The organism is Brevibacillus sp. BC25 (assembly GCF_000282075.1).
Taxonomy (GTDB): Bacteria; Bacillota; Bacilli; order Brevibacillales; family Brevibacillaceae; genus Brevibacillus.
In genome coordinates this window covers 1-26,626 of the sequence record NZ_AKIX01000128.1, presented here as the reverse complement: position 1 = coordinate 26,626, position 26,626 = coordinate 1, and the positions used below count along the sequence as shown (strand labels likewise).

Sequence of the window (26,626 nt, the reverse complement as noted above, 5' to 3'; positions counted from 1 at the left end):
CCTCTCTCTTTTACATTTGTCCGACCATCTGTCTTGTCGATTCGTCCGTTTCTTCCAGATAAAAAGAAGCCTGCATATGAAAAAGAGATGCATAAACGCCGTCTACTGCTAGTAGGTCCTTATGCGTCCCCGCTTCAATGATCTCTCCTTGTTTTAGGACAAGAATCTGATTGGCATATCGAACAGTTGAAAATCGATGGGAAATAAATAATCCCATCTTATTCTGGGGCAATTCACGGAACCGAGTGAATACTTCTTGCTCTGCTTGAGGGTCTAGAGCTGCTGTCGGCTCGTCAAGTATGTATAAATCCGCATCGCGCATGTAAGCGCGGGAGATGGCAATACGCTGCCACTGCCCCCCCGAAATCTGATACCCCTCCGCAAACCATTTGCCAAGCTGTGTATGGAATTGTTGCGGAAAACGTTTAATCATCTCATCTGCTCCAGCCTGTTTGCTTGCCTCGATAATGGCTGCTTCATCATCAGCTTTTAGATAGTTACCAAAGCCAATGTTTTCGTTGACTGACATCTCATATTTAATAAAATCTTGGAACAAGGCGCTTATTTTTTGGCGCCATTCGTTCTCCTCATAATGGTAAATCGGCTTACCATTAAACAAAATTTCTCCCTCTGTTGGTTGATACAATTGCGTAATTAATTTTACGATTGTCGATTTTCCCGAACCATTCTCTCCTACTAACGCCATCGTTTCTCCTGGACGAATGGCGAAACTTACATTACGTAGCGCGTAAGCATCGACACCTTGATATTTGAACGAGACATTGCGAAACTCTAAACCAGACGCATTCTTCTCACAAGGATCGCTTTCGGCAATTGCTAATTTTTTCTCATCTGGCACAGCTAAAAATGTAAATAACTGACTAATGTACAGATTGTTTTGATACATGTTGAAAATCGTTTGCATAAGATCTGTGGAGGTTGTTTGGGTGTAAGATATCGCTTGGATAAAAGCAATTAAGCTGCCAACTGCAATCGTTCCTAACATCGTTTCCCATACTACATACGACTGCATCGATACGACAGCAAGGAGTGACAGGGCCTGAAACCCAAGCGCCACCTTTGTCCTTTTTATCACCATTGCTTTGTCCTGCTGAAAAAATCGCTCGTAATATTTACGATATCTATCGACCAGAAATGGGCCTAGCTGAAAGGTTTTTAGCTCTTTTACTGATGTATCGCTGGTCAATAAATGCATCAGGTAATATTGCTTACGACGATCAGAAGCGCGGTTGTGGTCAATCATGAATTCCTCTTGTCCTAATCGAATAAAAGAGAAAGTAGAACAGATAGGTAGCAAGAGCAATATAAGTGCTAGCCACCACTTCCAAGTGATCAGCATAGCGGAAACAGATAGTAGCACAATCACATTACTAATAATACTTATCACCTGTTGAAATAACTGATAAGGGCGAAACGTGGAATCTTGCTTTGCCCGTTGAAGCTGGTCGTAAATTCCTGCATCTTCAAAACTGGAATAAGGAAGTCGCGTAGCTTTTTTCATAATCAAAAGGTTTACATGATTGGCTAACAGTTCTTGATACAACGTTTTGTAGACCAGGTCAATATGTTTGAGAGTATCGCGGATCACGGCTAGGAACGCGAAAAGACCAAACGCGATGAAAAGCGGAACGATTCCCCCACCCGCTGAGATGGCTACTGCCGCATTAATTAATGATTGCGTGGCAATAATCACTCCTACAGGTATCAGGCTACTTATAATCGTCAATATCATAACAATCACAAAGTAGCGAGGATTTGTTTGATACAGTAAACGAAAAACACTTGGCCAATGAGAGAAGGAAGCAAATACGTTTCGAATCGTTTCTAATCGATTGCTGTTTGCCTTAATTGGAGTCACCAGCATTCTCCCTCCAGTGAAGCTGGCTGTGTAAAGTATGGCGTACAAAGGCCATCGCTTTATCTTCCATCTCTCGCCTTACTCCAAATAAGCGATTGCAATGCAAATGGATCAAGCTACCCATGATCATCGATGGGGAACTCCACAGCGAATGGTTTTGTTCACCCTCTGCTACAAGCCTTCCGAAATCCTGCAATACATCCACTCTCAAGGCCATCGCTTCACGAATGGCTTCCCCACTCGGATGACTACGCAATCCTTGCCAATTGTTCCGCGGATCAGCGAGCATAAGCAATGGTTTCCGCCATTTTCGAAACTCTTCTCTCTGGGCATCCTTTTTCACACGCATTTCCATCCAAGCCAGTTGCTGTTCAAAACTAAGTCCGAATCTAGTCATTATGTCAATGATACTAATCGTTGCCAAAACATAGTCAGGTAGATTCGTTTGATGCAACCGCAACAATCTCAAAAGATTCGCAGTCGTCTGGCTATCTTTAGCAAATACTCGCTCCGCATCAGCCATGATTGATGGTCCACCGTATCTTTCTACTTCGCGATCATACGTATCAATTACCATTCTTTGAATAAATCCTTCTCGCTGACATTCTTGAATCCAAGGGTAAAGTTCTGGAAAAATCTCCTTCATAAGCTTCTCAGGCTTACCGTGAAAACGGAGGCGAATATGATGATCAGGGTCTATATATCGCATGAAAAACCATTCATCTGCTACTCCTTTTTTAACCATGGAATCCGCAAATGCATGGATCTGATCAACGATAAATTCATCCTGTCTCTGGTGGCCCCCATACAGTTTTAAAAACAGCCAATCACTTCCAGGGAGTTTTATGTATTGCTCCTTAGATAGAACATTTTCATTTCTATAGGAGGTGATAATTTTTTTCTTCTCTATAGGTGGTCTCCTCAGCAATGGAACCACACATTCCATGGAAAAATGACCTTTTGGTCCAGTGACCCAATATTCTTTTGTACCCCCGATTTTTTCACGGAGTTGAATGTTTTTTGACTTAAACAATTCTGTACGCAACTCTTCTACATGATAAGGATTATCCAAATCTAACAAAATACGATTGTCACCGAAAGCCATGTACACATATCGTGGTAGATCCCACTCCATTCTCCATGCAGCAAAAGCCTCATTCCAGATCTTGTCTTCTTTCGGATCTGCCTTCAGCCCCAGAGATTCGGGTATCACCTTCCATATAGCAGGCGACAAGATGGTTTTTCCATAGCGAACACGTGGCAAATACGGTGATGCATCCATATTTCCCCAAGAGAATGGGTTCCAAAGACGTACATTTTCCATAGAGACTTCTCGCAAGAAACGATAAATATTTGGGGCATTCTTGAAATTAAGCATATTATCCGCTGAAATTATTAATTTCTTTCCATGTGTACGAGATTTCAGATAGAAATGCTCTATTGTGGCACCTACCACAATATCCTCCAGTTGAAGGGCATGCTGTGCCATCTCTGAACAATTCGTGCCAATGGTCAATTCATATTGGCTGAGAGATGGATGGAGAACGATATTGGCATGTCGTCCAACGGTTGAAAGATAATTGGCCTCAACAAAAATCACATCTTCATACTGTTCCTGTATTTGATTATGAATCTGTTCATGTTTCTCTATCGCTTCTGATCCGAGTATATCGAGGAATCTTCCAAACGATTGACCCACCTTAGCGGAACCAGGCATTGGTGCCACCTCTAGCAGATAGTCTCCTTGATCGATTGCTTCCTGTGAGGGTGCGATTACTTCCACGTACAATTCCAAGGAATCTGGAGCGTATTTCGTATCTACTGGCTCTGTTTCTAGCTGATCGAGAAGATCATTCGTAATTTCTATCTCTTTTGTTTTTGTTGCAATCGCATGAACTACTTTTCTCATCAAACTAGCTTCACGCTTATCAGAATACTTGAGAGGCGATACTGGCTCTCTTCTACTGCTTTGTGGAAACATATATCCTGCCGGTGCTCCTAAACCAACCTCATCACTAAGAAGCTCCAAAACAGGGACTTCTCTTGACGTTCCGTATTTCTCCAAAAAGTCCTTATGGTAGCTTCTTAGATGAGACGCTCCTCGCTGTGGTAAAGACAGTCGCCACAGACATTCCACCGCTTTCGCTACTTCTTCGCCTATACCGTTGTGTAAAGATACTTTGTTAGTACCTACATGGAGGTCTACTTGTACTGGCATCATGCTTGCTTCAATGGCCTTCATCCGCGTAATTAATTCTTGAAAGTCTTGTATTCCTGTCCCAATAGGAAGTCCATCGTACTGTTTCATTCTTGCTTGAATCGCAACTAATTCCGAATATATATCCTGTACACCATCAAGTAACGCAAGGCGCTCCATCACATAATCAAATGGAGTGGCTACTGTGAGTGGTGGACGTAATTCGCTAATTAAGAATTCTTGAGAGAATAATTGCCACAGCAGTCCGGTTACTTTTTGTTCCCCCGCCTCAGGGTACTTTTCCATCAATCTACTAATTAATTGTTCAAATGGGATCGGATGTTTTGCCAGATCAAACACAGCGTGCACAACTTCTGTAGAACGGATTGAAATTCTTTCTTTTTGTTTACCATCTAAACGTTTCATTTGTCCGTATTCAGTGGCAAACGTAAGCTCCATTCGCCCGCCGACCTGCACCGAAGCGTGATTTCGTTGTACTTTCAACTGTTTTACTACATCAAGTCTTTGCTCTACTCTCTGAATGATTGCAAGAAGCCATTCCATGTCTGGACGTGTACGTTTTTGGTGAAAGTGTGAGTCTTTCAAGGAGACGTTTGTCCTGTCAGCAAATGAGCCCAGAGCAACACCAGCGAATAAGCCATATGGAGTGGCACGGGTACACATCCTTAACAAAAAACGAACAAAACTAGAAAGAGCCTGCTTGGTTTTTCGAGAAGTAGGATCTCCTTCTAGATTCGGCAATGCTTCGTACAGAGATGGACTAGAAAGGAGAATAGCTTCTCGTATCTTTTCGTCCTTTGCATATTTCTTAATAGCAGCTAGATAATCACTGGATTTATTTGATTCATAGAAGACCTCGATTGGAAACAGAGGTACCCGCAGCATAAAAAAGTCTGCTGAGGTATATAGGTTTCCCTCCTTTGTGTTCTCATGGTAGCGAGTAGTCAGCTCCCTCTCTATTATTTGCTTAGCCATTCATACCCCTCTTTCCCATGCAAGTAGTGAGACTATAAAGGAAGAACATCGCTTATCGCGATGCTCCTCCAGCGTCAAACTAAATTAGCAGCAGTTGCTTTGGCACCAAGTTACTGAGCAGAATGTGGTGCAAATGATGTCGCTCACTACTGAATCTGATTGTACTTGATTTACCTCTTTTACTTGAACATCCAAATCGAACAGATCTTTTTGCATTTTTTGTTCCTCCTCTAATTTTTTTGTTCGTAGCCAGAACTTCACGCGCGTCTGTTAGTGCTTGGTTACGATCACAAATAAATAATAGAATAGAAATAATTTCCAGTAAAGGATATTTTTAATAATTCATATAATTTTTTTACATTTTTATCCACAACGTTTTTTTAAACAGAAAAAACCATCTCTCATTGAAAAAACTCCAATGAAAAATGGCTAGTTTCTCGTAACAAAGAAGTTGTCTCTAGAATTTACACTCGCTCCCTGTTGTTAACAATGAAAAACCAATTGGATAATTGTACCTTCACCGAGCTTACTTTCTATTCTTATTTCAGCGTCATGAATGTTAGCAATCTCCTTACATAATGAAAGCCCGAGCCCGAGTCCTCCTCCATTGGCTCTCGATCTCGATTTGTCGGACATAAAGAATGGCTCAAAGACTTTTGTTATGTCGTCATCAGGAATACCGATCCCTGTATCTTTCACTTCAAGAATAATTTTCGACTCCGTATCTCTGTATGAACGTAGAAGTATTTTATCGTTGTTCTTCGATGCTTTAATCGCATTGTCTATCAGGTTTGCAAGCAAAATTTTCATCAAATCCTTATCCATTAAAACACTCAGATGCTCCGTCGATATTTCCAGATCCATATTTTTTATGTTCAGCTTTGGAATAAAGGAATGTTTGATTTCCACTAAAAGCTCGTCAAGTTTTCCCTTTTTTAACTCAAAATCTTCTTCTCGCAAAACAATGAGCTCCATCAGCTTAAATGTCAGTTTCTCTAGCCGCTTTCCTTCTTCATAGATAAAGCTTAATGAGTTGATATAAGTCTCTTCATCATATTTATTCGTTCGTAAATAATCCGCATAGCCTATGATCGAAGTTAAAGGAGTCCGAAGTTCATGTACCAGGTTATCGATAAACCTTTGCTTGTCTTCTGAAGATCTTTTAAGCTGGTTTACTTTATCTTCTACATCAGCGGCCATCAAATTGAAATTTTCCGCTAACAACCCGATTTCATCTTTCGATTTGACCATGACTCTTTCGCTGAAATTCCCGCCTGCAATTATTCTTGTTGACTGGATCAGTTTATTAATCGGTTTTACGATAAACATACTCATAATGATGGTAACAATGACCAAAATTGCTGAAATAAGAGCATTTAACTTTATTAAAAGGCTTAATAAGTCTTCTCTATTTTCATAAACACTCGAAATATCTTTCACGTAAGAAAGCTTATAGTGATTATTTTCCAAATAAATATTCTTCGCTATAAATAAGTACGTCTTTTCCCCTAGATCCCGTATGATGTAATTTACTTTATCGGATGGGATGTTTAATTCTTCTCGATTCGTAAGAGTTATCTCGTTATTTTTAAAATGACTAAAAATAACCTTGTTATTTTCATCTATGACATCTAAATACACATCCTGTTCTCCGAGGTTGTCCAAGTACGTACGAATCATGGAATCTATGTTTGGTTTGCCAACTCCTTCTGCATCTGGAGTTGAAGATTTTTGAACTTTAAGTAGATATAGATTTGATTCTAAAGAGTTAGCAAATCGATCCTGTTCACTTATCCCGGAACGGATCTCCATATTGAGATTGAGTTCAAAGCTGCTATTAATCAGGTAAATGGATGCTGGTACAAAAAAGATTTCGAATATGATTAATGTACATAAAAATATCCTCTGCCAAAATTTCATTTATTCCTCCAGCCTATATCCCAATTTAAATACTGTTTTTATTTCATCTTTCCATCCCAGCTTTTTTCTTAGCTTTTGTATATGGTTGTCAATCGTCCGAGTCTCGCCAACGTAGTCATATCCCCAAATTTTTTCTATGATTTTTTCCCTCGTTAATACGATGTTTTTATTTTGCACTAAAAACACCAATAATTCGAACTCCTTCAAGGTAAGCTCAATCATTTCACCGTTCTTTTTCACCTTCATTTCTTCCAAGTATACTTCTGTGTCTTTAAAATTTATGATGTTGCTTTTTTTATTGTAATGCCTTAATACATTTTCAATCCTGGCCAGCAATTCAATTCCTTCAAACGGTTTCGTTATATAGTCATCTACTCCCGCTTTTAATCCATACACCTTATCTGTGACAGAACTTTTCGCAGTTAAAAAAATGACAGGTATCCCTAAAGGTTTAATTTTCTCGAATAAAGTAAATCCATCAATTTTCGGAAGCATCACATCCAAAAGTATGAGATCAAAACGATCTCTTTCAATCACATTTAGGGCTTCCTCTCCATCAAAAACGACTGTACTCTCATAATTTGCCGTATTTAAATTCAATTTTATTAAATTTGCTACTGCGATATCATCTTCAACCACTAAAATTTTTATCATTCCGTTTTTACCTCGTTCCTTTTGTAACGGTTAGATGGAGTAAGTACCATTTCGGGCACTTACTCCATCTAATCAGTCCTACAATTTTTAATTCACTTTCAGTCCTCTGAAATTCTCACGGTAGTCTTTTGCTTCGGAAGGTAGAGTGATTAGTCTATCATAATTAATCTCGTAACTAGATACTGAATAATTCTTCAGACTAATTGTCATTTTTACATCCCTTCCATCTTCCAGGTTGCAAAGAACACGTATGGTTCCGGAACTAGCACTCTTACTTACCTTCATCGTATTTTCCTTAACTTTTTTCTGTTGTTTCCCAAAAAAGTTGATAACCGCAGATTTAACTTTCGCATCATTGATTGTTGTCTCTGAGCTTCGATCTTCATCAGTGAAAGCAGCTAACGAAACAATTTCACCTGTTTTTTCATTTATGACAATGTTATTAGAAGCACCCATTGGCTGGTTTAAGTCTTCTGCACGAACAAACTGTACCACGATAACATTTGCCGTATCTTTTTTGGCATTTTCTTTTAATACAGCTGCATCTTCTTTTGAAACTAAACCCATAAGGAACTTAAAGTCTTCTTGCGCGTTCGTTCGCTTTACATGCGCCTCACCAAAAGATTTCGCGTCAAGACCCCTATAGTCTTTTAGAGCTTTGGTTGCCATTTTTACGGCTTCTGCATCACTAATCTTTCCATTTGCTACTTTGGCTACAGTGGTTTGATTTGTGCCATTTCCTGCTTTGCTTGCCATTGTTACGACGTTGTTTTTAGTAGAAGGAACCGCGTTTTCGCTTGCAAATACAGCTGCTGTAGAACCACCTACAATTGATAGAGCCATTGAAAAAACGAGAATATTTTTTTTGTTCATGGTAATGCCTCCTGGAATTTTTGGATAAGATGGAGTAAGTACCATTTCGGGCACTTATTCATCCGTCCTACAATATCTTCATTTACTTACAGTTCTCTGAAATTCTCACGGTAATCTTTTTCTTCGGAAGGTAGAGGGAGTAGTCTGTCATAATTAATCTCATAACTAGATACTGTATAATTCTTCAGACTAATTGTCATATCTACATCTCTTCCATCTTCCAGGTTGCAAAGAACACGTACGGTTCCGGAACTAGCACTCTTACTAACCTTCAGCGTATTTTCTTTAACATTTTTCTGTTGTTGATCAAAAAAGCTGATAACCGCAGATTTAACTTTCGCATCATCGATTGTAGTCTCCGAGCTTCGATTTTCATCAGTGAAAGCAGTTAAAGAAACAATTTCCCCTGTTGCTTCATTTATGACAATGCGATTAGAAGCGGCCATTGTCTGGTTTAAGTCTTCAGCACGAACAAACTGTACCACGATAACATTTGCCGTATCTTTTTTGGCGTTTTCTTGTAATACAGCTGCATCTTCTTTTGAATATAAATCCATAAAGAACTTAAAGTTTTCTTGGTTGTTGGTTCGATTTACACGCGCCTCACCAAAAGATTTCGCGTCAAGCCCCATATAGTCTTTTAGAGCTTTGGTTGCCATTATTACCGCTTCTTCATCACTAATCTTTCCATTTGCTACTTTGACTACATCATTTGTAGTGGTTTGAGTTGTGCCACTTCCTTCTTTGCTTGCCAACGTTACGACTTTGTTTTTAGTAGAATGAATCGCGTTATCGCTTGCAAATACCGCTGCTGTAGCACCGCCTACAATTGTTAGTGCCATTGACAAAACGAGAATATTTTTTTTGTTCATGGTAATGCCTCCTGAAATTTTTTGTTTTTGGTTTGGGCACGAAACCCTTGTTACAGTTCATAGAATATATCGTTCATATGTTAAAAGTATCTTTCAGTTGTCTCCAAGTTGTAAATTCTATAAAAACCACCTGGCGGCTTGCTTCAGATGGTTTTTCATGAGCGGGTTTCGCATTCCTACCAATGAATGAGAGTAGAACATCGTAACCGATTCAATTTCTAATATTACTATAGAAAAGAAAAGCAAAGAACAGTATCCAACAACAAATACTGTTCTTTGCTTTTCATTTTCAGATTATGCTTATTTAAGATCGAAACGATCTGCATTCATTACTTTCACCCATGCAGCAATGAAGTCATGGACAAACTTTTCTTTGTTATCGTCTTGCGCATAAACTTCTGCAATGGCACGAAGAACGGAGTTTGAACCGAACACGAGGTCAACAGCAGTCGCTGTACGCAAGACTTCACCGTTTTTGCCATCACGTCCTTCAAATACGCCGCCGTCTACGGGCTTCCACTGTACGCCCATGTCTAGCAAGTTAACGAAGAAGTCGTTCGTGAGTGTCCCTACGCGATCCGTGAATACACCGTGTTGTGTGCCACCGTGGTTTGTACCGATAACACGCATACCGCCAACGAGTGCAGTCATTTCTGGAGCAGTAAGGTTTAGTAGCTGTGCCTTGTCTATCAGGAGCTCAGCTGGACTGACACGATACTGCTTCTTCTGGTAGTTCCGGAAACCATCAGCGATTGGCTCGAGTACGTCAAAGCTCTCTGCATCGGTTTGCTCGTGGGTTGCATCGCCACGTCCAGGGACAAAAGGAACCGTTACATCAAAGCCAGCATCTTGTGCAGCTTTTTCTACTGCGGCACTACCGCCGAGTACAATCAAATCGGCCATGCTGACTTTTTTACCAAAGTCCTCTTGAATGACTCCGAGGATCGTGAGCACCTTTTCAAGTTTTTTCGGCTCATTCACTTCCCACTCCTTCTGTGGAGCAAGACGGATGCGAGCACCATTGGCGCCACCACGCATATCCGAGCCACGGAAGGTACATGCGGAAGCCCAAGCCGTTGTTACCAGCTCGCTGACGGTAAGGCCAGAGTCTAAGATCCGTGTTTTCAGTTCTGCTACATCTGCATTTGTTAGTTCATATTCAGTAGCGGGTATAGGATCTTGCCAGATAAAATCTTCTTCTGGAACTTCTGGGCCTAAATATCTTGAGCGAGGCCCCATGTCGCGGTGTGTAAGTTTGAACCATGCACTTGCAAATGCATCTGCAAACTCCTCTGGATTCTCATAGTAACGACGAGAAATCTTTTCGTATGCTGGATCCATACGCAATGCCATATCCGCTGTGGTCATCATCGTTGGAACACGAACGGATGCATCTTCTGCATCTGGTGCAAGATGCTCATCAGCAGGATTTACTGCAATCCACTGGTGTGCACCTGCAGGGCTCTTAGTCAGCTCCCATTCATAACCGAACAGTAGTTCAAAAAAACCATTATCCCATTGTGTTGGATTCGCAGTCCAGGCACCTTCAATACCGCTGCTGATGGTGTCGCGACCTTTACCGGAACCGTGTGTGCTCTGCCATCCTAAGCCCATTGCTTCCAAAGGTGCAGCTTCCGCTTCTGGGCCTACAAGAGCAGCATCTCCTGCCCCGTGAGCCTTCCCAAATGTATGACCACCTGCCACGAGTGCAACCGTTTCTTCATCATTCATTCCCATGCGTTTGAAGGTTTCACGAATGTCGCGAGCACTGGCAAGCGGATCTGGATTCCCGTTCGGACCTTCGGGGTTCACATAAATCAGACCCATTTGAACAGCAGCAAGCGGATTCTCGAGCTCACGATCGCCGGTGTAACGCTTATCGCCTAGCCATTCCTTTTCAGCACCCCAGTAAATATCTTCTTCTGGATGCCAAACGTCCGCGCGTCCGCCTCCAAAACCGATTGTCTTGCCGCCCATGGATTCAATAGCAGCATTACCTGCTAGAATGTACAAGTCTGCCCAAGAGATCTTGTTGCCATATTTTTGCTTGATCGGCCATAGAAGGCGTCGAGCTTTATCAAGGTTGGCATTGTCTGGCCAGCTGTTAAGTGGAGCAAAACGCTGTGTGCCGGTTCCAGCACCGCCACGGCCGTCTCCTGTACGATATGTACCAGCGGAGTGCCAAGCCATACGGATAAATAATGGCCCATAATGTCCGTAGTCGGCAGGCCACCAATCTTGGCTGTTTGTCATTAGATCATAAAGATCTTGCTTGAGAGCCTGGTAGTCCAACTTTTCGAACTCTTCTGCATAATTAAACTCTTCGCCCATAGGGTTAGATTTTCTGTCATGCTGATGCAGAATGTTCAAGTTCAACTGGTTGGGCCACCAGTGTTTGTTCGATGTAGCACTTGGGTTGTGGTTCGTAGTGCTACCGTGCGAAAACGGGCACTTTCCAGTGTTAGCAGTTGCCATAGAGTCCATTTGTCCCTCTCCCGTCATTTAAATTAAGTATTAAATAATAATACTTCTAATTAATTTATATAGCAGTTAACAAGAGAAATCAACATCTTTTTACTCTTTTCATCGTAAGGATTTATGAGTAGTTAATGATCTTCTTAAGGGAATCGTAAAAACACGATACAATATATGAACTCTTTCATTTCCGAATTGCTGATTCTAACGTATGCATGGACCGTGTTGATTATGATCTTGTCACCAGCTCGTTAGCCTCTTTTCCTTACGGTTCCAGCTTGCGGTCAAGCTTCATTGTTCGGAATCGAAAAAGGAATTTGAACTTTCATTCGATCCATCACAAAAAGCCCACTATTCTCCCTGTAACGGAATGTGTGGGCTTTTGTGCGTAACTGGCTTAATTGATTGTTATTTGAAATTCCGAGCCTGGTGCACCGGCAAATACGATTGTTCCGCTCTTCGGCAGAGTTATTTTGTTGTTGCCGCTCACGATGGAATAGTTGAGAGGGTATTCGCCTTCCTTATCATATACAGCGAAAGCCCCCTCCTTGGAATGTCTCTCCCATCATATGAGACACGACATGGGACTCTCATTCCATGCAGTCGGGAGAAATCACTTCCCACTTTCCAAACAGCGTGAAACCTACTGCTTTCGCCAAAGCGGTAGACGTATGGTTATCCAGTTGGCATCGATACTGCGGTTCATATCCCTGACCATAGGCGTATTTGCAGATGGAACGCACCACTTTGCGGGCGTGGCCTTTTCCTCTAAAGGATGTCAGCGTTAGTACGCCGAGATCCGCAATTTGCGCATCCTCCTCCCATGGATACATACTGGTAGCGCTGACTAAGCGATTTTGCTCAAAAGAACCGAACACCGCCCAATGATCCAATTCCACATAAGCGTCATCTAAATCTTGTTCCGAGGCGGAGGATGCGAACTCGGAGAAAACCGTCTCATCTTGCACGGTTAACCGCCGTAAGTCACCTTCGAGGTTTTCTTGCAGCAATACGTTCTTATCTGTTTTAGAAAAATAAAAAAGATAGTCTGCGCCATGCAGCGTGACCCCCGCTTCATTCAATTTCTGGCGTAAGATCGACTCAGACAAGGATTGTTTTGGAGAGAGGCCTATCTGATCAGCCAGCTCAGGCGTCAAGACCGCCATCACACGACCGTCGGAGGTTTCCAACACCATGACCCGACTATCTTCGTCAAGTGCAGGGTTTATAGCAACAGTAAAAGATTCATCACTATAGAGGACGTCACCGTTCAAAAATTGCTCCCGCCAAAAGTCAGTGATCGTTTGTGAAAATACAGGCGCACTTCTTACTGGATTTGTCATTATGTTCACTTCCTCTAGTGACTTGCAATTGGAATGCATCACCTTCATTGTTTAGACTCATCGAACAGTTCTACCGCCATTATGTATGCTTCGGAAGTTTCTTTAGAAATTGCTCGATCGCATCCATATAACCCGGTATCGTAATTTGTCTGGGAGCGAAGAGACTAATAAGTACTGCCTGTATATTTGAATTAGCTGTTTGCTTGCTTAACATCGAGTGATCAGCGTCAGGGAAGACCGATACGGACAGCAGCTCAGGTTTTACGATATCGCGATATACCCTTTCTGTATCCTTCACATCGACATGTATATCTTCTTCCCCCAGAATCAGAAGCACAGGCGAATTGAAATTTCGAAGGTCATCAGTGGCATCTGACAAGAAATTTTTGCTCACAAATGTCCATCTTTCTTTTGACATCAAATTATTTTCGCGAGCGGTTTTTACATACTCCTCATAGGAGGCCTGTTTTTCCAAAAGGGTGAGTGCTTGCAAGTCATACGCCTCTTTGTCTTGAATTTCCGCTTCCGAGTACCCGTCTATCATCATTTTTTTGCGTGTATGGTATTGCCCTTGACTTACCCAATTAATGGCGGGCGATAGAAGAAGGCTGAATGAGAGCGGTTCCTTCTTGGCGAGCTTTGGAATGACCCATCCTGCCTGGCTTGCTCCCCAAACCCCAATCTGTTTCTCGTCAATCATCGGCTGCTCTTTTGCCCAAGCAATAGCCTGACGCGCTTCTTCCACGCGGTCATCTATACTCTGATGTAACCAATTGCCTTCGGAACCGTTCATTCCTCTCTTATTAAGGGACAGGGAGGCGTAACCAAGTGATGCTAACCGCTCCCATAGCGGCTTATAGCCATCATCATGCGTCGCATCAATAGGTCCATCACCATGTATAAACAAGACTAAGCCCAATTTGTTCGTGTAGTTTTTTGGCAATACGAACGTACCAGTCAATTTACCTTCAGATGTCTGGATTTCAACGGCTTGCTCCACCATATCAAAGCTGTTTTGCTCCAATATGTATAGTCCTGCACCGCCAAATAGCAGGACGATGATCATCATGGAAATCATTATTTTCTTTTTCATCTATACTTCTCCTCTTGAAAAGATTTCAAAGTGAATATCTCCAACCATACACCTTAAGTCAGACCTAAGGTCAAGTTGTGAGGAGTAACCGTACATTTTTCACTTCAGCAGAGGCAGTACGGATGAGAAAATAAAGACCTAAACTGCCACTTATTGTGAAGGCTGTCAATTGGGGCAGATCCCCATCATTTTCTTACTACAAGTTGAATGACATGGGCTAATCCGGTGTGCGCCTTTCCTGCCACACGCTCTTGTTCGCCATAGAAGAAATGGATCACTTCATGACCTTTGCACCAAGCAAGAATTTCTTTTGGATCATATAACATTTCAAGGTCTTGAGGGCCGCCCGTACCATACTTTAATTGTTCCTCCGAGAATACCTCAAGCATCATAATCCCTTTAGGCTTTATTGCCTTAATCATTTTATTCAGAACCATCGTCTGAGCATTTTTATGAAAATGTCCATATACCATAATCGCGGCATCATATTCTTCGCTCGGCACATCCTCTTCCAAGAGGTCAATTTTTTGGGTTTGTACGTCAACGGAATGCTTCCGAGCCAGTTTTTTCGTTTTTTGCAATCCGCTCTCCGCATAGTCAATGGCTGTCACTTCATGATTTCTTTTTGCTAAAAAAACTGCATTCCTGCCTTCACCCTCTGCAAACGCGATCACTTTTTGACTTTGTTCTAACCGAAATGCTTGTTGTTGAATAAAGACGTTAGGTTCTTCCCCATAATAATATTCTTCCGAATGAAACCGCTCATTCCAAATATTCCCCATACTCACTGGCCTCCTGTCATTAAAATCCATTGTAGATTTATTATATCTACAATGTCTCCAAAGACATGGATGTGTCAATATCGCGTTGTATCGATAGCATCTACAAAACAAAAGAGTCTATCTTTGAACGTACCTCTTGACCTTAGGTTTGACCTAAGGTGTATGGTAAAGATAATCTACCACATCCAAAGGGAGTAACGTTTATGAAGACTGAAATCACCATTAGCGAATTAGCTAAGCTTATGAATGTGTCTGTCCATCAGATTCGTTATTTTGAAGAGAAAGGGGTTCTTCTACCTGCTTACTTAGATAACAATCATTATCGAATGTATAGCATGGATTAAGTTTATCAGCTAGCCCATATTCTGTTGCTTCGCAAATTGGGAGTGCCTGTCCAGTCGATTAATGAATGCATGACTTCCTATTCTTATGATCAATACGGACAGCTACTCAATCGTTCTTTGAGAGAAATAAATAAAGAGTTGCTTCGCCTTCAAGAGCTTCAGCAATTCATAACAAAGGTTTTGCATGAACAAAAGAATTTTCAATCTCACACGAATTCCTACCAAATAAAGTGGCGCGAAACCACTTATTTGGCACGGTGGATGGAAATAAGTTCACAAATGACGCTAAACGCCAAACTGTTGGCGGAACAGGCCAAATCTGTCCCGAACTTGTTCGAATCGGACATTCATTTTATCGAGGATGGTTCCAGTACCCTTACGTTATACACGGAAACAGAAGCGCCTGGCGATTTTTCAATACCTAGCGGCAACTATCTGTCTACCCAGAGGCTGGTCAATGAAGAGGATCAGCTGGAACAAGTGATTGAACAGTTTTACTCCTATGCCGTAGCCCAGTCTCATGTTATACAGGGACCTTTGATCCTCATTGAAAGATCTTACTTATCCCTATTTAGTCAAAGCCAGCTGCATTATGAACTACAAGCTATGATCGAACCGACTACCCATTCCGAAAGGGGAAACCGATCATGACTGTATCACCAATTACGATAGAACCTATGCATTCTATGTTCAATCAACAGATTGGTCAGCTTCTTGTTCACGGGTTTCGTGGGAAATTCCAAACCCTTACGAAGCTCGATGAGGGCGATCTCGCCCTCTTTTTCGAAAAGTTATTTGATCATGTTCCTTCAGATCCAGCGAGTCAACGAATGGTTGCGCTACAAGAGGGAGAAGTTATCGGGACGATATCCATCAAGTGGAAGACCGAATCTACTAGCATGCAAACATTTCCTGCATGGAAGAACTTCCATCGTTTTGGAAAATGGAATCTCCTGAAAATGTTCATCGGGTTATCTTTCTTAGACCATAAACCAGAGGCTGGAGAATGTTATATTACAGATGTTGTTGTCCATCCGGATCATCAAGGCAAAGGAATTGGAAACCTGCTATTGCAGTGGGCGCAGAATTTCGCACAAACACAGCCTAGCCTAGACAAGTTAAGTTTGTACGTTGCAGGCAAAAACCCCCGGGCAGAGCAGCTTTACCAGCGATTATCGTTCCATACGCAATTGCGAGAAAGCAGCCTTCTATCACATATTCTATTCAAAGAGAAAAAATGGAGTTACATGGTGAAGAGATTGAAATAACTCATGACAAAGGGCGAATCGTCTCTACTCGACATCCGCCCTTTGCTCGCTAGCTTACTCTTTCATTCTCCGTATTTCTTACATATATCTGGCTGTTGGCGAAGGTAATCTCTGAACGAAAGGTGTCTTTCCATTAATTTCTTTCACGTGAAAATCTGATTAGTCGGCAGCTCTCCAATTCTTTCATTTGTACGTTGTTTATTATCTCATTCGCAGCTAAGCGGCTAAAGATGGGAGCTAGTGTAACAGCTGAATGCATAACGGTCAGATAAAGACCCTTTATTTTGTCATGAAATCCAACAATAGGGTAACCGTCTTCAGGCATGGGGCGCAAGCCTACCTTGATGCTTTCTAGCTCCAACTTCTCTCCTCCTTTTAAATTGTGCTGTAAAATTTCAAACGCCCGCTTTCCAACTGCCTCTGGTCCATTTTGGTCAGACTCATCGATATAATCTTCCGCTGCTAGTAACGTATCATCGGTTAGTTGTCTCGCTTCAAACTTAGAATTTGAAACTAAGGTGTGGATCAGCTTTTCTTTCGATTTCATTCGGATCAGTATAGAAGGCGAAGGAGCGACAGGAACATCAAAGCCTAATGGCTTACAGAGTTCGGGTATAGCTGTGCCAGTTGCTAATACAATCACATCTGATTCTATAAAACCATTGGATGTGTTTACCCCAACTACCTTAGAACCCACTGTGATTATTTGCATCACTTTTGTATCAAACAGAATGTTCGCTCCATTTTCTTCTGCTTTTTGCACTAAAAGTTTTGTAGTCAAAATGGGATCTAGTGCGCCTTCTTCGTTCGCATAATAAGCTTCCTCGGGGTATTCCTTTAGATTTGGTTCTAATTCTATGATTTGCTGCCGTTTTAATGGTTGTTTACGAGACTCCTCATTGTCTGTAGGGACTTCCCAAGTCAGTGCTCCATCCCATTTTATATCTAGATCAGGTATCTCTTTTTCTAATTCATGATATTCGGCTATCGATGCATCATACAAATGTCGAAAATTTTCTAATACCCGGCCCGACGGATTAATCCAAGCGAAAGACTTATTAGTGACTTCACATGCAGCAGTTGAATTCGTCTCTAGTAAAGTGACATTCTGATTCTGTTTTGATAAATAATAGGTCATGGATGCACCAACAATACCAGCACCAACCACTACAATTTTTTGATTTTTCATCATGGTCGCTCCCTCCTGACAACATCATAAGGCTACCTCGCCATCAAGCTCTTTGCTCATACAACTTAACGATTTCAATGATGGTGTTTACTGCGTGCATCATGTTGTCAACCGAAACATACTCGAACCGCCCGTGGTAGTTTTCCCCGCCCGTGAAAATATTCGGTGTTGGCAACCCCATGTAAGATAGCTGGGAGCCATCCGTGCCACCGCGAATCGGTTGAATATTCGGCACGATTCCGAGGTTTTCTAGTGCTTGTGTAGCAATGTCCACTACTTTCATTACAGGCTCAATCTTTTCCCGCATGTTGAAGTATTCGTCTTTGATTTCGAGCTCAATTCGCTTCTCTCCGTATTTTTTCTGTAATTCTTCTACGATACGAGCTAATTCGGACTTCCTCTCCTGAAACCGATTACGATCGTGATCCCGGATCAAATAACGAAGCTGAGTTTGTTCGACATCACCTTGAATGGAAGACAGATGATAGAAGCCTTCGTAGCCTTCCGTCTCCTCAGGAGTTTCATTAGCTGGCAGCCTTCCATGAAGCTCCATGGCTATTTTAGCAGCGTTGACCATTTTACCTTTGGCCGAGCCTGGGTGAACATTCTTCCCTTTACAGGTAATGATGGCTGATGCAGCATTAAAGCTCTCGTACTCGATCCCGCCAAGAGGGCCACCATCCATCGTATAGGCATATAATGCGTCGAAGGTGGACACATCAAACTTGTCTGGACCTCTGCCGATTTCTTCATCCGGGGTGAAAGCTACCCTCACTTTCCCGTGCTTCAGTTCTGGATGGCGAATCAGATAAGCCATAGCGGTCATGATTTCGGCAATACCGGCTTTATCATCAGCGCCAAGTAAAGTGGTACCATCTGTCGTGATTAAGGTGTGGCCTTTGTAGTCAGCCAGCTCTGAAAACTCGCGCGGCGAAAGGACAATATTCAGTGCTTCATTCAAAACAATGTCTTGTCCGTTATAATTTTCAATGACTTGCGGCTTCACGCCAGCGCCGGTAAAATCGGTGGCCGTATCCATATGAGCAAGAAAACCGATTGTTGGAATTTCTTTGTCTGTATTGGACGGTAGGGTCGCCATTACATAACCGTTCGAATCCATCGTAACTTCCTGCATACCTATGGCTTTCAGCTCGTCTACGAGCATTTGGGCAAGCACTAGCTGCCCTGGTGTAGAGGGGCAAGTTTCGCTGTTCTCATCGGATTGAGTATCAACTTGTGCGTAAGAGATGAATCTATTCATGATTTCCGTTTTCATGGTCTTATCTCAACTCCAGTACAATTAGTCAAACCTATTCAAGTAAGAGACAATCTCGTGACAAATTCTACCACGATCCCCGTCTATTCTTCAATCCGTACGCCATATTGAACGGTTGAACTCGGTTGTCCACGGTATCAGACCAGACCTAGCAACATGTTATAGAGCCAGTTGTCTTCATGCTTCCAGATCAAACGGACGGACTGCACAAATAGCCCACTATGCTCTCCGTAACAGGAGGAGTGGGCTATTCAAGGTTTCAAACTGTCACCGCTTATTTATTCTTCCGCGTGGTCAAGAAATGTCTCAAGCTCATCCAGCTTGCTCGACCAGAAGTGACGATATGACTCCAGCCATTGATCGACTTCTTGGAGAGGTTCCGGCCGTATCGAATAGATGCTTTTTTGCGCAACCGATCGCATCGTAACCAAACCAGCTTCCCGCATGATTCTCAGATGTTTGGAAACACCCGGTTGACTTAATTGGCACTTGTCTACAAGCTCCCCAACCGAACGCTCGCGAATAAGCAGTAAATCAAGCATAGTCCGTCTGTGCGGCTCAGCCAAAACTTCAAATATATTCATGGTTTTCATTGTAATCCCTGCTTTTATTGTTGTAATTTCGTGAAGTTGTCCGTTCGTTTTGCGTACTGCTCTGTCATCGGTATCTCCAAATCATGCCGTGGGACAACGCCATAAGTAAGCCCATGCTCCAAGTAATATTCCAGTAAAGTCAATGCTTCACCCCAACCAACAGCGCAGCTCTTTCAACTTAAGTTAGAATTAGAAGCATATTTCTCGCGTATTTCCTTTGCGCGTTCCCAAGGAAACTGACGAAACTGTTCATGAAGGACGATATCCAGTACATCAAGATGCACATGCCAGCCCGCCAAAAAATCTGTAACAATAGCGGGTCCGTTAAATGTGTGTGTGAGATGTAGAAGGCTCCCTTCCCCTTCTTCCTTTAGACTCCATCGCACTATGGAGTGTCCCGATGTTTGCTCTAGCCATGTGTACTCCAACTCGTACGGGGGATCGACTTTGGTGAAATGGCCATGTACGAGATCTCCATTCTCCCACCGAAATGCAAGTTTGCCGTCCACATTCAAATCCAACTCAGCCTGCACAGTTAGCCATTTGGCAATTTGCTCTGAGCTCGTGATCGCTCTCCATACTTTTTCTACCGGATGGTTCAAATAACGCTCGAAGCTAACGACACGGCGTCCATCCATCTGTATAATCTTTCCGTCCATACAATCCCTCCGAGTATTCAAATTTACTTTTATTGGTTATTATATTACCACTTGGTTATATAACTGTAAAGAAATGAAATGGATAATGAATCTCCAGCCTCATAAAAATTGGCTTTTGACTGACTCTGAAAAATAAAACAGCGGCGACTCAAGACCTGAAAATACAGTCTTAGACTCACCGCTGTTTTGATTGAAATTTCTATCCAGTATATGATTTCCCATTCAAATGATAGATGAGTTGCACAACGCCAGAGGAGAACGTTTTTGTATTCACCAAACTCAAATTCAACCTCTGTTTTATATCTATAAACAACGGTTTTCCTTCTCCTAAAATAACAGGGTGAACAGATAATCGAAATTCATCGACAAGCTCTAAATTGATAAAAGTTGTAATAAGACTGGCTCCACCATATAGCCAGATGTCTTTGCCAGGCTTGTTCTTTAATAGATTGACTACTTCAAGAATATTATCGTTGATGAATATTGCTTTATGATCAGTCCCTTTTTGTGTCTTGGAAAACACATATTTTTCTTTACGATGAACCAATCCCCAAATCTCTTTTTCCGTATCCGTATGTTCCATTTCTGGCGTAAATTGTCCCGATAAATCATAACTTTTTCTTCCATAAAGAATAGTGTCGATTTGATGTAAGAAATGAACAAACCCCATTTCATCGTCCATTATGCACCAATCAACTTCCCCATTTTTCCCTTCAATAAAACCATCTAAAGTAACGGCTAAATCTAAAATGATTTTTCGTTCCATGATTGGTTACTCCTTTCGTTGATCTCCCTCCCATTATAGACTTTTAAATATGTCATCTTGTGTCATATTCGTAGTGTAAAAACAGCTCACTTATTTGGCGATAGATACCATTAAGTGAGCTGTTTTATGACGTAAGGCTATTTCATTATCGTGCTCCATGCAACGAAAGTGGATTTGATGGATTACTTCAAGTAGCTTCCCGTGATCGACGGTACCGCATGGATGATATTGTGTGGCACACTCATGTCCATGCATCGGGCAACAAATGTCCTTCTGCTACCAGCTTTGAGTTGCCTTCCAAGTAAACAGATTCGGCAGCATAATCTGTGAGATGGTAAGAGATTTTAAGTGGTCCCCCTCGAGTAAGCAGGTTCACAGAGGTGTCTACATGTCCTAAAATACCGGCAATGATTGCTGCAGCAGTCGATCCGGAACCGCACGCGTAGGTCTCTGCCTCTACTCCGCGCTCATAGGTTCTGATGCTAAGCGTTTGCCTATCAATCAGTTCCACAAAATTTACATTAGTACCATTGGGAAACTGCCGCTGATCATTTCTGACCATTCGTCCCCATTCTCTGAGCTGGTCGTCCGCTATCGCGAAAACATTTTCGACAAACCAGACCGTGTGGGGAACTCCGACAACACCGTAGTGGTAGACACCGCTCGGTCCGTCCCACTCATATGGTTGATTCAGCTTCAGTGCTTGCAATTGAACGTCGGGGAACTTGACATTCACGCCGTTCTGATTGAGTTCTGCCTGATAGATGCCGGCCATCGTTTCGAAACTCATCTTCTTCTTGGCTGCTCCGATGTGGTAAGCAAAGCGCGACATGCACCTTGCACCGTTGCCGCACATTTCTCCTTCACTGCCATCTGCGTTAAAATACCTCATCTTAAAATCGGCGATGTTGGAGTTCTCCAGCAGCATGAACCCATCCGCACCGATTGAAGTGCCTCGCCTGCATACATTTTGGACAAAGGCTGAAAGCGCAAACTCGTTCAACAGACCATCGCGATTGTCTACTACAATAAAGTCGTTGCCGCAGCCATTCATTTTTTTAAACGGGATCCCAAGATCAAACATTTCGCTCCCCCTTTTTATCCGTTGATCAGTTCCTTATTTTCATCCAAGCGACTGTTCCACAGGATGGACTGGGGAGCAGTCACCTTGCTTTACGAATGATCGATTGTGGCAAATGATTGATAAAGATGACAAGCGACCGATTGCCCTTCTATTTCACTCAGCTTTGGCAACTCGACTTTGCATATTTCCATGCTGCAACGGCAGCGCGGATGGAATTTACATCCCTCCGGCGGATTAGACGGAGACGGGAGATCTCCCGACAACACAATTCGCTCTCGCGTATCATCAGGATCGGTAATGGGTTTGGCTGAAAGCAATGCTTGTGTATAGGGATGCAGCGGTCGTTCAAACAGCTTCTCTTTCTCAGCATACTCGATGATTTCACCTAAATACATGACCGCCACTTTATCGGCAATGTGCTCAACTACGCTCAAATCATGCGAAATGAAGACATAGGTTAAGGAAAATTGTTCTTGCAAATCCTGCAGCAAATTAAGGATTTGCGATTGAATCGACACATCCAGTGCGGAGACAGGCTCATCTGCGATAATCAGCTTTGGCCGAAGAATCAGGGCGCGGGCGATGCCAATTCGTTGTCTTTGCCCTCCGGAAAATTCGTGAGGATAGTGAGATAGATGCTGCTTACTCATGCCGACAATCTCAATCGTTTCTTCCAGTAGCGCTTGTCTCTGCTCTCGGGGAATACCGTGCGAAATCAGCGGCTCCGTCAAGATGTGCCCGATCGTTAGTTTCGGGTTCAATGTTTCAAATGGATTTTGAAATACCATTTGCATATTTCGCCTTACTGCACGCATTTCTTTTTTGTTCATTTTTCCTATTTCGTTCCCTTGAAAACGAATTTCGCCTTGGACCGGCTCCAGCAAACGCAGAATACATTTTCCCAATGTAGACTTTCCGCAGCCTGACTCCCCGACAATCCCCAGCGTTTCTCCTTCATAGACGCTCAGATCAATCCCGTTTAGGGCATGAACATAATGCGGTTGTTGAAACCACCCTTTTTTCATGCAAAATAGCTTGCGCAGCCCTTTTACCTCCAGGATGGGAGTCGTCATCCACCTACCACCGAGCTTTCTTGTTCATGATCCTTGTCTTGAGTATATAACCAGCATCGACAAGAAGAATGCTGATCCACTGGACGGAGCACAGGATTCCGCTCCCAACATATTGCCATCACTCTATCGCATCGCGGGGCAAACCGGCACCCATTGGGTTTGTTTTCCGGTGTCGGCACACTGCCTTTTATGCTGTGAAGCCTCTTTTCTCGTTTCCTTGGTGTCGATTGGAGCAAACCTACGGTGTACGGGTGCTTCGGATTGCGCAGTAACGACCGTACGTCCGCTGTTTCAATCGCTTGTCCTGCATACATCACCATGACGCGGTCGCACACTTCAGCGACCACCCCTAAATCATGCGTAATCATGATCACTGACATGCCGATATCCCTTCTGATTTTTTTGATCAGATTCAAGATTTGCGCTTGAATGGTCACATCCAATGCGGTCGTCGGTTCATCAGCGATCAGTAATGACGGATTGCATGCAATCGCCATGGCAATCATCACCCGCTGCCTCATTCCTCCTGACAAACGGTGCGGGTAATCCCTGTAAATCTCTTCCGCTCGGGAGATGCCCACCACGGCAAGCAAATCCAGTACCCGTTGCATTACCGCCGCTTTGCTTTCACCCTCATGCTCGTGCAGTACCTCACTGATTTGTCGGCCGATCGTCAACACCGGATTTAACGAATGCATCGGTTCCTGAAAAATCATCGCCATTTCCTTGCCTCTGAGTCTGCGCATCTCGGCTTCACTCAGCGCAAGCACTTCTTTCCCGTTGAATCGAATGCTTCCAGTCAAAGTAGCATTATTGTCCAACAGTCGCATGAGCGAGAGCGAAGTGGCGCTCTTGCCGCACCCCGACTCTCCGACAATTCCCAGCGTCTCCCCTTTTTTCACATGTAAATCAAGCTGGTCAACAACCGTAATCGTACCCGACTCTTTCGAGAACCGGGTTGTCAGCCCTGTCACTTCCAACACATTGTCCATAAATGGAATCCCCTCTCCAATCCTCTTATTGCCCTTTTTACTTTTGCGTACGAGGATCAAAAATATCACGTAAGGCATCACCCAGCCGGTTTACTGCCAACACGACAATGGTGATGGCCAATCCCGGGTATGTCGCAAGCCACCAGGCATCGGACAAATAATCTTTTCCTTCATTCAACATGGTCCCCCATTCGGGAGTCGGCGGCTGCGCGCCCAAGCCGATAAAGCCCAATGCAGCCGTATCGAGAATCGCTCCCCCGACGAACAGTGTCATGTAAACGAACAATACATTCGTAATATTGGGGAGAACCTGGAAAAGAATGATCCACCAACTCGGCGTCCCGATCGATCTGCTGGCTTCCACATATCCAGACGACATGATCACGAGCGTCGCTGCCCTGATCAGACGCGCAAAACTGGGAATCGAAGAAATGCCGATTGCGATCATCGCATTGGTTTGACTCGGTCCAAGCGCCGCGACAATGGCCAAGGCCAAAATGATCCCCGGCAAGGCGAGCAAAATATCCATAATCCGCATGAGTAGGTGATCAATAAATCCTCCCACATACGCACTGATGACACCAATCATCGTTCCTGCCGATACTGTGATGCCGACCGCCATGACAGCAACCACAAGCGTAACGCGCGTTCCGTATAAAATACGGGAAAACAAATCGCGACCGATCGCATCCGTTCCGAGAATATGCTTGGTAGACGGGCCTTGCAAAAAGGCTTTGTAATTACTTTCAGTAGGGTCATAAGGAGCGATCCAAGGCCCGACGATTCCGATCGCAGAAATGAGTAAAAGCACCACCAAGCTTAGTTTTGCTGCTCGCTGTTTCTTGATTTTTCCCCAAAAGGCAAGCTTGGGAAAAATCGGGGATTTGGCATGCGTTGCCCCATGTGCGACGGTTTTGCTCACCTCATTCAAGTTACCGCCCCTCCTTTTCCGTAATGAGGTCGACACGCGGATCAATCAAACCATAGAGGAAGTCGACCATCATATTTACCACGACATAGACGAAGCCCATAAGCAGCACAATTCCCTGAATCATCGGAAAATCACGGGCTGAAATCGCACGGATCGCCAATGTGCCGATTCCAGGCCAGTTGAACACTTGTTCGATGATAACCGCCCCGCCCAGCAGAGTCGCGATTTGCAATCCTACCACCGTAACAACAGGAATCATGACATTGCACAAGGCGTGTCGGAATAGGATGATCGACTCCCTCAATCCCTTGGCCCTTGCCGTTCGAATGTAATCATGGGAAAGCACTTCGACCATACCTGAACGCGTCAGTCGACTGATCATCGCGGAAGACAAAACGCCCAAGGTACAAGCAGGCAAAACAAGATCCTTCCATCCCGTACCGCCCGCGATTGGAAACCAGCCTAATTGTACGGAAAATAACATGATTACGATTAACCCCAGCCAGAAGCTCGGCAGCGATAATCCGATCGAAGCTACCGCCATCAGCATAAAATCCAAGAGTTTATTCTTGTATTTCGCAGCGATAATTCCCATCGTTAAGCCAATCACGACCGCGATGCCAATCCCAGCGAAGGCTAGCTTGGCCGTTGCCGGAAACCGCTCCATAATTTCCACGATGACAGGTCTTTCTGTTTGTAAGGAAGTCCCGAAATCCCCTTGGATGACGTTTTCCATGTAGGTCAGGTACTGATGAGGAAGGGGCTGATTTAGCCCCATTTGTTCACGTAACTGTTCCACTTGTGCTTTTGTAGCCTTTTCCCCTAACATGATCCGTACCGGATCTCCAGGAATAAAATGAACGAGCGCAAACGAAAAGATGGAAATGCCGAGGAGGACAATCACTCCTGATAGCATCCGATTCAACAAATACTGCTTCATGATTCGTTCACTCCTCTCTTCCAGAATGCGTATTCATTGCTTACAAGCTACACTCGCTTGGGAATTTGGCGATAGGAGCCCATCATGCGAATGACCGTTTGACTTCCGTCTCGTATAAAGCGTACGGTTTGATCCGATCCTTCAACGTTTGCGAGAAAAACGTCTTCGTCGATAGCTTTTAAAGAGAATGAGTCCGAATGATCGACCGTTACGATCAGCGTGCCTGCATCCACGCTTACCTGAAGATGAATTCCTTCCATAGAGCCGTACTCGCCCGCATATTCATGCAGACGATCTGTCAGGAGGTCATATTCCTTATACATGACATGCGTTGATTTCGCAGGACGATTCTCGATGCAGTGAAACGTCCCATGTGCTAATGCGGCAGCCGGCGAACCGCTGAGATTGGTGAGCGCCACGGCAGCCA

At 43.4% G+C, this 26,626-nt stretch carries 26 protein-coding genes; 3 read left to right on the top strand and 23 right to left on the bottom strand.

Annotated features, from left to right (window positions below; translation table 11 throughout):
* Positions 1–10: 10 nt before the first annotated feature.
* The 11 genes from PMI05_RS27550 to PMI05_RS27505 all read right to left on the bottom strand — a co-directional run bounded on the left by PMI05_RS27550 (position 11) and on the right by PMI05_RS27505 (position 15,084).
* Positions 11–1,885, bottom strand: coding sequence for an ABC transporter ATP-binding protein (locus PMI05_RS27550; RefSeq protein WP_039961524.1), 1,875 nt, complete (start codon positions 1,883–1,885; stop codon positions 11–13).
* Positions 1,866–5,072, bottom strand: coding sequence for a lantibiotic dehydratase (locus tag PMI05_RS27545; protein ID WP_007729072.1), 3,207 nt, complete (start codon positions 5,070–5,072; stop codon positions 1,866–1,868). The genes PMI05_RS27550 and PMI05_RS27545 overlap by 20 nt, the downstream gene beginning before the upstream one ends.
* 84 nt (positions 5,073–5,156) lie before the next feature.
* Positions 5,157–5,288, bottom strand: a complete 132-nt coding sequence (locus PMI05_RS30830) for an FDLD family class I lanthipeptide (protein WP_007729069.1) — start codon at positions 5,286–5,288, stop codon at positions 5,157–5,159.
* A 267-nt stretch (positions 5,289–5,555) separates the two neighbouring features.
* Positions 5,556–6,992: a cell wall metabolism sensor histidine kinase WalK gene (locus PMI05_RS27540; protein ID WP_007729067.1), complete on the bottom strand. Its 1,437-nt coding sequence runs from the start codon at positions 6,990–6,992 to the stop codon at positions 5,556–5,558.
* Positions 6,993–7,646 carry a response regulator transcription factor gene (locus PMI05_RS27535; RefSeq protein ID WP_007729065.1) on the bottom strand — a complete coding sequence of 218 codons (654 nt, stop codon included), beginning with the start codon at positions 7,644–7,646 and terminating at the stop codon, positions 6,993–6,995.
* Between the two features lie 87 nt (positions 7,647–7,733).
* Complete coding sequence (locus PMI05_RS27530) at positions 7,734–8,519, bottom strand: hypothetical protein (RefSeq protein WP_007729063.1); 786 nt, start codon at positions 8,517–8,519, stop codon at positions 7,734–7,736.
* A gap of 86 nt (positions 8,520–8,605) precedes the next feature.
* Entirely contained in the window at positions 8,606–9,391 is a 786-nt protein-coding gene (locus tag PMI05_RS27525; RefSeq protein ID WP_007729061.1) for a hypothetical protein, read from the bottom strand.
* 300 nt (positions 9,392–9,691) lie between these two features.
* Positions 9,692–11,875, bottom strand: coding sequence for a catalase/peroxidase HPI (gene katG, locus PMI05_RS27520; protein ID WP_007729059.1), 2,184 nt, complete (start codon positions 11,873–11,875; stop codon positions 9,692–9,694).
* Positions 11,876–12,456: 581 nt separating this feature from the next.
* The gene (locus tag PMI05_RS27515; RefSeq protein ID WP_007729057.1) at positions 12,457–13,209 is read right to left on the bottom strand and encodes a GNAT family N-acetyltransferase; all 753 of its coding nucleotides are present in this window, start codon (positions 13,207–13,209) and stop codon (positions 12,457–12,459) included.
* Between the two features lie 79 nt (positions 13,210–13,288).
* Positions 13,289–14,302 (bottom strand): S9 family peptidase, encoded by a 1,014-nt coding sequence (locus PMI05_RS27510; protein ID WP_007729055.1) that lies wholly within the window; start codon positions 14,300–14,302, stop codon positions 13,289–13,291.
* 185 nt (positions 14,303–14,487) lie between these two features.
* On the bottom strand, positions 14,488–15,084 hold the full coding sequence (locus PMI05_RS27505; RefSeq protein WP_007729053.1) for a bifunctional 2-polyprenyl-6-hydroxyphenol methylase/3-demethylubiquinol 3-O-methyltransferase UbiG: 597 nt from the start codon (positions 15,082–15,084) through the stop codon (positions 14,488–14,490).
* A 203-nt stretch (positions 15,085–15,287) separates the two neighbouring features.
* Here PMI05_RS27505 and PMI05_RS31525 point away from each other — a divergent pair, with 203 nt between their 5' ends.
* Genes PMI05_RS31525 through PMI05_RS27495 form a run of 3 tightly spaced genes read left to right on the top strand, consistent with a single transcriptional unit; the run spans position 15,288 to position 16,696 of the window.
* Positions 15,288–15,428, top strand: coding sequence for a MerR family DNA-binding transcriptional regulator (locus PMI05_RS31525; protein ID WP_007729051.1), 141 nt, complete (start codon positions 15,288–15,290; stop codon positions 15,426–15,428).
* 24 nt (positions 15,429–15,452) lie between these two features.
* On the top strand, positions 15,453–16,079 hold the full coding sequence (locus tag PMI05_RS27500) for a transcriptional regulator (protein ID WP_238543368.1): 627 nt from the start codon (positions 15,453–15,455) through the stop codon (positions 16,077–16,079).
* Positions 16,076–16,696 carry a GNAT family N-acetyltransferase gene (locus PMI05_RS27495; protein WP_007729048.1) on the top strand — a complete coding sequence of 207 codons (621 nt, stop codon included), beginning with the start codon at positions 16,076–16,078 and terminating at the stop codon, positions 16,694–16,696. Before PMI05_RS27500 ends, PMI05_RS27495 begins: the two co-directional genes overlap by 4 nt.
* 133 nt (positions 16,697–16,829) lie before the next feature.
* On the opposite strand, the gene PMI05_RS27490 is transcribed toward PMI05_RS27495, so the two are convergent.
* The 12 genes from PMI05_RS27490 to PMI05_RS27440 form a co-directional block, all read right to left on the bottom strand.
* The gene (locus PMI05_RS27490) at positions 16,830–17,888 is read right to left on the bottom strand and encodes an FAD-binding oxidoreductase (protein WP_007729047.1); all 1,059 of its coding nucleotides are present in this window, start codon (positions 17,886–17,888) and stop codon (positions 16,830–16,832) included.
* Positions 17,889–17,928: 40 nt separating this feature from the next.
* Positions 17,929–19,161, bottom strand: a complete 1,233-nt coding sequence (gene pepT / locus PMI05_RS27485; RefSeq protein WP_007729046.1) for a peptidase T — start codon at positions 19,159–19,161, stop codon at positions 17,929–17,931.
* 278 nt (positions 19,162–19,439) lie between these two features.
* Positions 19,440–19,754 (bottom strand): helix-turn-helix transcriptional regulator, encoded by a 315-nt coding sequence (locus PMI05_RS27480; protein ID WP_007729044.1) that lies wholly within the window; start codon positions 19,752–19,754, stop codon positions 19,440–19,442.
* A gap of 14 nt (positions 19,755–19,768) precedes the next feature.
* On the bottom strand, positions 19,769–19,897 hold the full coding sequence (locus tag PMI05_RS31700) for a hypothetical protein (RefSeq protein ID WP_255344525.1): 129 nt from the start codon (positions 19,895–19,897) through the stop codon (positions 19,769–19,771).
* 30 nt (positions 19,898–19,927) lie between these two features.
* Positions 19,928–20,413: an SRPBCC family protein gene (locus PMI05_RS27475; protein ID WP_007729042.1), complete on the bottom strand. Its 486-nt coding sequence runs from the start codon at positions 20,411–20,413 to the stop codon at positions 19,928–19,930.
* A 199-nt stretch (positions 20,414–20,612) separates the two neighbouring features.
* A complete protein-coding gene (locus PMI05_RS27470) occupies positions 20,613–21,179 on the bottom strand; it encodes a dihydrofolate reductase family protein (protein WP_007729039.1) in 567 nt (188 codons plus the stop codon).
* A gap of 241 nt (positions 21,180–21,420) precedes the next feature.
* Positions 21,421–22,263, bottom strand: a complete 843-nt coding sequence (gene dapF, locus PMI05_RS27465) for a diaminopimelate epimerase (protein WP_007729037.1) — start codon at positions 22,261–22,263, stop codon at positions 21,421–21,423.
* A gap of 89 nt (positions 22,264–22,352) precedes the next feature.
* Complete coding sequence (locus tag PMI05_RS27460; RefSeq protein ID WP_007729034.1) at positions 22,353–23,336, bottom strand: ABC transporter ATP-binding protein; 984 nt, start codon at positions 23,334–23,336, stop codon at positions 22,353–22,355.
* The gene (locus PMI05_RS27455) at positions 23,333–24,328 is read right to left on the bottom strand and encodes an ABC transporter ATP-binding protein (RefSeq protein ID WP_007729025.1); all 996 of its coding nucleotides are present in this window, start codon (positions 24,326–24,328) and stop codon (positions 23,333–23,335) included. Before PMI05_RS27455 ends, PMI05_RS27460 begins: the two co-directional genes overlap by 4 nt.
* Positions 24,329–24,365: 37 nt before the next feature.
* A complete protein-coding gene (locus PMI05_RS27450) occupies positions 24,366–25,259 on the bottom strand; it encodes an ABC transporter permease (RefSeq protein ID WP_007729023.1) in 894 nt (297 codons plus the stop codon).
* A 1-nt stretch (position 25,260) separates the two neighbouring features.
* The gene (gene nikB / locus PMI05_RS27445) at positions 25,261–26,199 is read right to left on the bottom strand and encodes a nickel ABC transporter permease (RefSeq protein WP_007729021.1); all 939 of its coding nucleotides are present in this window, start codon (positions 26,197–26,199) and stop codon (positions 25,261–25,263) included.
* A gap of 47 nt (positions 26,200–26,246) precedes the next feature.
* Positions 26,247–26,626 (bottom strand): DUF3471 domain-containing protein (locus PMI05_RS27440; RefSeq protein WP_007729019.1); only part of this gene is annotated, 380 nt, incomplete at its 5' end.

What these genes read in the sequence shown, in the direction of transcription:
- PMI05_RS27525 (WP_007729061.1), bottom strand. Translation starts at nt 9,391, where the DNA reads ATGAACAAAAAAAATATTCTCGTTTTGTCAATGGCACTAACAATTGTA.
- PMI05_RS27505 (WP_007729053.1), bottom strand. Translation starts at nt 15,084, where the DNA reads ATGGGGAATATTTGGAATGAGCGGTTTCATTCGGAAGAATATTATTAT.
- dapF (WP_007729037.1), bottom strand. Translation starts at nt 22,263, where the DNA reads ATGTTTGATCTTGGGATCCCGTTTAAAAAAATGAATGGCTGCGGCAAC.
- PMI05_RS27530 (WP_007729063.1), bottom strand. Translation starts at nt 8,519, where the DNA reads ATGAACAAAAAAAATATTCTCGTTTTTTCAATGGCTCTATCAATTGTA.
- PMI05_RS27475 (WP_007729042.1), bottom strand. Translation starts at nt 20,413, where the DNA reads ATGGACGGAAAGATTATACAGATGGATGGACGCCGTGTCGTTAGCTTC.
- PMI05_RS30830 (WP_007729069.1), bottom strand. Translation starts at nt 5,288, where the DNA reads ATGCAAAAAGATCTGTTCGATTTGGATGTTCAAGTAAAAGAGGTAAAT.
- pepT (WP_007729046.1), bottom strand. Translation starts at nt 19,161, where the DNA reads ATGAAAACGGAAATCATGAATAGATTCATCTCTTACGCACAAGTTGAT.
- PMI05_RS27510 (WP_007729055.1), bottom strand. Translation starts at nt 14,302, where the DNA reads ATGAAAAAGAAAATAATGATTTCCATGATGATCATCGTCCTGCTATTT.
- PMI05_RS27545 (WP_007729072.1), bottom strand. Translation starts at nt 5,072, where the DNA reads ATGGCTAAGCAAATAATAGAGAGGGAGCTGACTACTCGCTACCATGAG.
- PMI05_RS27470 (WP_007729039.1), bottom strand. Translation starts at nt 21,179, where the DNA reads ATGGAACGAAAAATCATTTTAGATTTAGCCGTTACTTTAGATGGTTTT.
- PMI05_RS27515 (WP_007729057.1), bottom strand. Translation starts at nt 13,209, where the DNA reads ATGACAAATCCAGTAAGAAGTGCGCCTGTATTTTCACAAACGATCACT.
- katG (WP_007729059.1), bottom strand. Translation starts at nt 11,875, where the DNA reads ATGGACTCTATGGCAACTGCTAACACTGGAAAGTGCCCGTTTTCGCAC.
- PMI05_RS27455 (WP_007729025.1), bottom strand. Translation starts at nt 24,328, where the DNA reads ATGGACAATGTGTTGGAAGTGACAGGGCTGACAACCCGGTTCTCGAAA.
- PMI05_RS27460 (WP_007729034.1), bottom strand. Translation starts at nt 23,336, where the DNA reads ATGACGACTCCCATCCTGGAGGTAAAAGGGCTGCGCAAGCTATTTTGC.
- PMI05_RS27535 (WP_007729065.1), bottom strand. Translation starts at nt 7,646, where the DNA reads ATGATAAAAATTTTAGTGGTTGAAGATGATATCGCAGTAGCAAATTTA.
- PMI05_RS27495 (WP_007729048.1), top strand. Translation starts at nt 16,076, where the DNA reads ATGACTGTATCACCAATTACGATAGAACCTATGCATTCTATGTTCAAT.
- nikB (WP_007729021.1), bottom strand. Translation starts at nt 26,199, where the DNA reads ATGAAGCAGTATTTGTTGAATCGGATGCTATCAGGAGTGATTGTCCTC.
- PMI05_RS27480 (WP_007729044.1), bottom strand. Translation starts at nt 19,754, where the DNA reads ATGAAAACCATGAATATATTTGAAGTTTTGGCTGAGCCGCACAGACGG.
- PMI05_RS31525 (WP_007729051.1), top strand. Translation starts at nt 15,288, where the DNA reads ATGAAGACTGAAATCACCATTAGCGAATTAGCTAAGCTTATGAATGTG.
- PMI05_RS27490 (WP_007729047.1), bottom strand. Translation starts at nt 17,888, where the DNA reads ATGATGAAAAATCAAAAAATTGTAGTGGTTGGTGCTGGTATTGTTGGT.
- PMI05_RS27540 (WP_007729067.1), bottom strand. Translation starts at nt 6,992, where the DNA reads ATGAAATTTTGGCAGAGGATATTTTTATGTACATTAATCATATTCGAA.
- PMI05_RS27550 (WP_039961524.1), bottom strand. Translation starts at nt 1,885, where the DNA reads ATGCTGGTGACTCCAATTAAGGCAAACAGCAATCGATTAGAAACGATT.